Here is a 5,033-nt window from a genome sequence, read left to right on the forward strand (position 1 = left end):
AACACGATGGTCGGCGTCGCCGGCTTCGGAGGAGTTGCGGCGTACCTGGGACTCGTCGCCGCCGACGACCTGGGCGACGACATAGCCCGGCACCTCGCGCCACGGCATCACCTTCAACGCCGCGGTGTTTTACAACGACATCAAGAATTTGCAGGTCACGGCGGATGCGGGCAGCTGCTCCTCCCGCATCATCTTCAACGTGCCAAAGGCGCATACGGCCGGACTGGAGGCCGAATTCAACGCCCGCGTCTCACCCAATCTCGATCTCTCGCTGAGCGGCAGCTACATCGATTCAAAGATCGACAGCAATGTGACCGATGCGGGCGGCGCGATCATCGCGGGCATCCGCAAGGGCAACCGCCTGCCCACCGTTCCGAAGTTCCAGATGGCGGCGGCGGCGACCTATACGCTCCAGATCGCCGCGGAAACCGACTGGTCCTTCACCGCCAGCTATCAACATGTGGGCGACCGCTATACCCAACTCGCCGATCAGGAGCCGGGCGCCGGCACCTTCACCAACTCCATCTATTATAATCCGGCCAACGGCACCTATGGCACGGGCGCCTATAATTTCGGCTCCTACAAGCTGGACGCCTATAATCTGGTCAATCTGTCGACCGGAATCAGCTGGGACAGCGGCCTGTCGCTGACCCTGTTCGTGAACAATCTGTTCGATGAAAATCCGCGCTACTCGCTGGATCGCGAGCGCGGCGGCCGGGGCCGTCTGGGCTATAATATCGGCACGCCCCGCAAGATCGGCCTGACCGTCCGCAAGGATTTCTGAAGCCGGATCAGTCGGATGCCGGAAGCCCTTTCGCTTCCGGCGTCCTTCTTTTACCCGATACAGCTGACGCATCCGCCGCTATGGTCGGCCGCGAACAGGAAAGTATCGGACAATGATCGAGACGCAGGATTCCATCACGCAGGGCATGCGTTTTGTCGAAGGCGGCGCCTTTGCCATGGGATCGGAACGCTTTTACCCCGAAGAAGCGCCGGTGCGGCGGGTTCGCGTCGATGGTTTCTGGATCGACGAAACCCCAGTGACCAATCGTCAGTTCGCGGAATTTGTCGAGGCCACCGGCTACCGCACCTTTGCGGAGATTGCGCCGGACCCCAGGGACTATCCAGGCATGCCGCCGGAAATGGCACGGGCTGGATCCCTGCTGTTTCAGCGCACCGCCATGCCGGTCGACCTCAACGATTTCAGCCAGTGGTGGCATTTCAGCTTCGGCACGGACTGGCGCCATCCGCACGGGCCGGACAGCAACCTTGACGAATTATGGGATCACCCCGTCGTTCATGTGGTTTTTCAGGATGCCGAAGCCTATGCGCGGTGGGCGGGCAAGGCGCTCCCGACCGAGGCCGAATGGGAATTTGCCGCGCGCGGCGGGCTGGACGGCGCCGACTATGCCTGGGGCGATGAACTGGCGCCGGACGGCGTTCATCTCGCCAACACCTGGCAGGGCATGTTCCCCTACAGCAACCTGCTGGAGGACGGGTGGGAACGGACCTCTCCGGTGCGCAGCTATCCCGCCAACGGCTATGGCCTTTACGACATGATCGGCAATGTCTGGGAATGGACGACCGACTGGTATGCCCAGCCCAAGGTCGAAAAAAAGGCGAAGGGGAGCTGCTGCGTCCCCTCCAACCCGCGCGGCGCGACCCGGCGGGAGAGCCTTGACCCCGCCTATCCGACCGTCCCCATGGCCCGAAAGGTGCTGAAGGGCGGCTCGCATCTCTGCGCGCCCAGCTACTGCCAGCGCTATCGCCCCGCCGCCCGCCATCCTCAATCGGTGGACAGTTCCACAAGCCATATCGGCTTCCGCTGCATCATCCGCGAGCCGCACTGACACCCTTATCGTTCAGGACAGGACCCATCATGCTCTCCATTCCCTGGGATCAGCCCGCCACCATGATCGACCTGGACGGCAAGGCGCCGATCATCGGCACGATCCGCGATTGCGCCCAGCATTTCGCCATTTTCAAGCCCCATGCGAAGGAACAGGCCCGCGTCCTGCTGACCCAGCCCGTCCACCGGGAAGGCCGCAAAACGCGCACCTGGATATTGGAGCCTTATGAGATCGAAAAGCTTGTCGAACGGCTAAGGGCGGAGGTGCATTAAGCCGGACCGCCCAAAGCCCTGACCAGCGCGATGCTGGCGCGCATCCGCTGCGTCTCGACCGCCAGCAAGGCCCGCTGCGCATCCAGCGCGTCGGTCTGCGCCGTCACCACTTCCAGATAGTCCGACGCCCCGTCGCGATAGCGGGTCAGCGCCAGTTCGCTGGTCCGGCCCGCCGCCATGGCCGCGCCGCGCTGATCGACCGCCTGATCGGCCAGCAGCCGGTTGGCCGCGATCGCATCTTCCACCTGCCGAAAGGCGCTGAGCACGGTTTCGCGATAATCGGCGCTACATTCCTCATATTCGGCGCGGGACATCTTCACCTGCGCCCTGCGCCGCCCGCCGTCGAACAGGGCAAGCGCGGCCGAGGCCGGACCCAGGCCCCAAAAGCTGTTGGGCTTGCTGAACAATTCGCCATGGGTGGTTTCATAGCCGCCCGACAGCCCCAGCGTCAGCGTCGGGAAGAACGCCGCCCTGGCGACGCCGATCCGCGCATTGGCGGCGAACATGCGCCGCTCGGCCGCTGCAATGTCCGGCCGCCGCTGCAACAGCTCCGACGGCGCGCCCGCCGGCAGGGCCGGCGCGGTCAGGGGCCGCACCTGCACCGGAACGGCAAAGTCGGAAGCCACCGCGCCCACCAGCGCCGCTATCTCATGTTCGGTCGCCGCGCGTTCATTGGCGACCGCGGAAATCTGCGCCCGTGCATTGTCGAGCACCGTCCTCGCCCGATTGACGTCGATCCCCGACGATATGCCGCCATCATGCCGCGTCGCCGTCAGCCGATAAGCCCTGTCGAACGCTTCCACCGTCTGGCGCAGCAACGCCGCTTCGGCATCCAGCCCGCGCAATCGCGCATAGGCATCCGCCACCGCCGCCTGAAGGCTGAGCCGGGCCGATGCCAGATCGGCGCCGCTGGCCTGCGCATCGGCCTGCGCCGCCTTCAGCCCGTTGCGGATGCGGCCCCATAAATCCAGCTCATAGGCCAGAGAAGCGCCGACCTTATAATCCTCGTAGCGGGAAACCGCGCCGTTGCTGCCCGGCCGCCCTTGCGAAAGCCGGTTCTTGCTGGCCGACGCGCCGACGCCGATGTCCGGGAACAGATCGGCATTTTCCACCCGAGCCGCCGCCCTCGCCTGATCGTAACGGGCAAGCGCGGCGGCGAGCGTCGGACTGGCCTGTTCGGCCCGCGCCTCCAGATCGTTCAGAACCGGATCGTTGAAGGCCTCCCACCATTTCCCGCGCGATGCGCCATCCATCGGCTTGGCGGCGGTCCAGCCCTCCACCTCCTTGAAATTTTGCGGCACGGCGGTTGCGGGCGGCTGATAGGACGGCGCCATCGAGCATCCGGCCAGACCCGCCAGCAACAGCGCCGCGACCCTGCGGTCAACGGCCATGGGCGGCGCCCTTTCCGGCGGAAGGCGTCTGCACATTGACCCGGTCGCCGGTGCGGATCGCGTCGGGCGGGGTGTCGATCACCCGGTCGGTCAGCGCGACGCCGCCGGACAGTTGCACCCTGTCGCCCTCGTCGCGGGCGATGGTCACCGGCTTCACCGTCACCCGGCTGTCTTTGCCGACGACGGCCACTGTCGGCCCGTCATTGCCATAGAGGATGGCGCTGCCCGGCAGGGTGACGCCGTTGCCCGCGCCCGCCCCGACCTTGAAACTGACCTGGGCGAAAGCGCCCGGCTTCAGCGCATTATCGCCATTATCCGCCTGCAACTGCACCAGCACCGCCCCGGACTGGGCGTCCACCGCGCCAGAGCTGCTCGTCAGCGTCGCGCTGAAGGTCCGTCCCGGATATTCGGGCAGGGTCAGGCTTGCGGCCATGCCGGGCTTCACCGAAGCGGAATAGCCCTGCGGCACGCGAACATAGATGCGCATGCGGTGGGTGTCAGAAACGGTGAACAGCGGTTGCGCCGCCGCATTGCCCGCGACGACGAGCGCACCGATCTGCGCCGACCGGCTGGTCACCACGCCGCTGAAGGGCGCCGACAGCCGCGTAAAGCCCTGCAACGCCTGCAACCGCTTCACATTGGCGAGGGCAGCGTTGGACAGCGCCTTGCGCGCCGCAAGATCGCCCGCCTTTTCGTCGGCCTCCTGCCGCGACACGGCGTCCTGCGCCAGCATCGACGCCCAGCGCTTCGACGTGGTCGCGGCGAGCCGTTCGTTCGCCAGCGCGGTCTGATAATCGGCCTGCGCCTGCGCAAGCTGCTGGTCAACTTCCGGCGCGTCGAGAATGGCCAGCGGCTGCCCCGCCCGCACATGATCGCCGATATCCGCCAGCCAGCGCCGAACATAGCCGTTGGTCCGGGCAAAGATCGCTGCGCTGTTGAAAGCCTGCACATTGCCCGGCAGAACCAGCGCGTCGCCCTGACCATTGGCCGAGGGGACCACCACGGCGACGGTAGGGACGGCGGCGTCGGCGGCGACCTGCTTCAGTTCGTTCGTCGCGCTGATCCGCGACGCCACGCCGAAACCGACAAGGGCGATGGCAACGACAGCCACGCCGATCCCCACGCGCTTCAGGGTGCGGCTGTCCGGGCCTTGCGCCGCGGGATCGAGGTGACCTCATGAAGTTTCGAGTAACCCGAGCCGTGACGTTTGCGGCCGCGCGCCTCGCCGCCCTGCCGGCGGCCTGAGGCCGCGGGACGGCATGCGGCGGCCCGCCGCCATCGATCCCCGGATCAGCCTCGCGGCCGATCCCGCCTACGCCGCTGCCTTCGCGGGCGCCTTCCCGAATGCGTCCCCGGATGCCTCCCTGGATCCCGGCCCGGCGGTGACCCGCGAGCGGATCGAGGCCGCGCTCGCGACCTTCGAGCGCCTGATCGTCTCCACACCCGCGCCCTTCGACCGCTGGATCGCGGGCGACGAGCGCGCGGTTCCCGAGGCGGCCAAGCGCGGTTTCGACCTGTCC

6 protein-coding genes are annotated in these 5,033 nt (G+C 66.6%); 4 read left to right on the plus strand and 2 right to left on the minus strand.

Features of this window, described 5'->3' with window-relative positions:
* The first annotated feature begins 106 nt into the window (after positions 1 to 106).
* From ACFC3J_RS21920 to ACFC3J_RS21930, 3 genes are all read left to right on the plus strand, one after another.
* The gene (locus ACFC3J_RS21920; RefSeq protein WP_375198077.1) at positions 107 to 784 is read left to right on the plus strand and encodes a TonB-dependent receptor domain-containing protein; all 678 of its coding nucleotides are present in this window, start codon (positions 107 to 109) and stop codon (positions 782 to 784) included.
* A 145-nt stretch (positions 785 to 929) separates the two neighbouring features.
* Positions 930 to 1,850, plus strand: coding sequence for a formylglycine-generating enzyme family protein (locus tag ACFC3J_RS21925; protein ID WP_375198078.1), 921 nt, complete (start codon positions 930 to 932; stop codon positions 1,848 to 1,850).
* Positions 1,851 to 1,879: 29 nt separating this feature from the next.
* Positions 1,880 to 2,122 (plus strand): hypothetical protein, encoded by a 243-nt coding sequence (locus tag ACFC3J_RS21930; RefSeq protein ID WP_375198073.1) that lies wholly within the window; start codon positions 1,880 to 1,882, stop codon positions 2,120 to 2,122.
* On the opposite strand, the gene ACFC3J_RS21935 is transcribed toward ACFC3J_RS21930, so the two are convergent.
* The gene (locus ACFC3J_RS21935) at positions 2,119 to 3,513 is read right to left on the minus strand and encodes an efflux transporter outer membrane subunit (protein WP_375198074.1); all 1,395 of its coding nucleotides are present in this window, start codon (positions 3,511 to 3,513) and stop codon (positions 2,119 to 2,121) included. The genes ACFC3J_RS21930 and ACFC3J_RS21935 overlap by 4 nt on opposite strands.
* Positions 3,503 to 4,624: an efflux RND transporter periplasmic adaptor subunit gene (locus tag ACFC3J_RS21940; protein ID WP_375198075.1), complete on the minus strand. Its 1,122-nt coding sequence runs from the start codon at positions 4,622 to 4,624 to the stop codon at positions 3,503 to 3,505. Before ACFC3J_RS21940 ends, ACFC3J_RS21935 begins: the two co-directional genes overlap by 11 nt.
* A gap of 148 nt (positions 4,625 to 4,772) precedes the next feature.
* Between ACFC3J_RS21940 and ACFC3J_RS21945 the strand changes: the two genes are divergently transcribed.
* On the plus strand, positions 4,773 to 5,033 hold a 261-nt coding region (locus ACFC3J_RS21945), incomplete at its 3' end, for a cytochrome c peroxidase (protein WP_375198076.1).

The sequence above is a fragment of the Sphingobium sp. genome (genome assembly GCF_041987595.1).
In the GTDB taxonomy this organism is placed as follows: Bacteria; Pseudomonadota; Alphaproteobacteria; order Sphingomonadales; family Sphingomonadaceae; genus Sphingobium.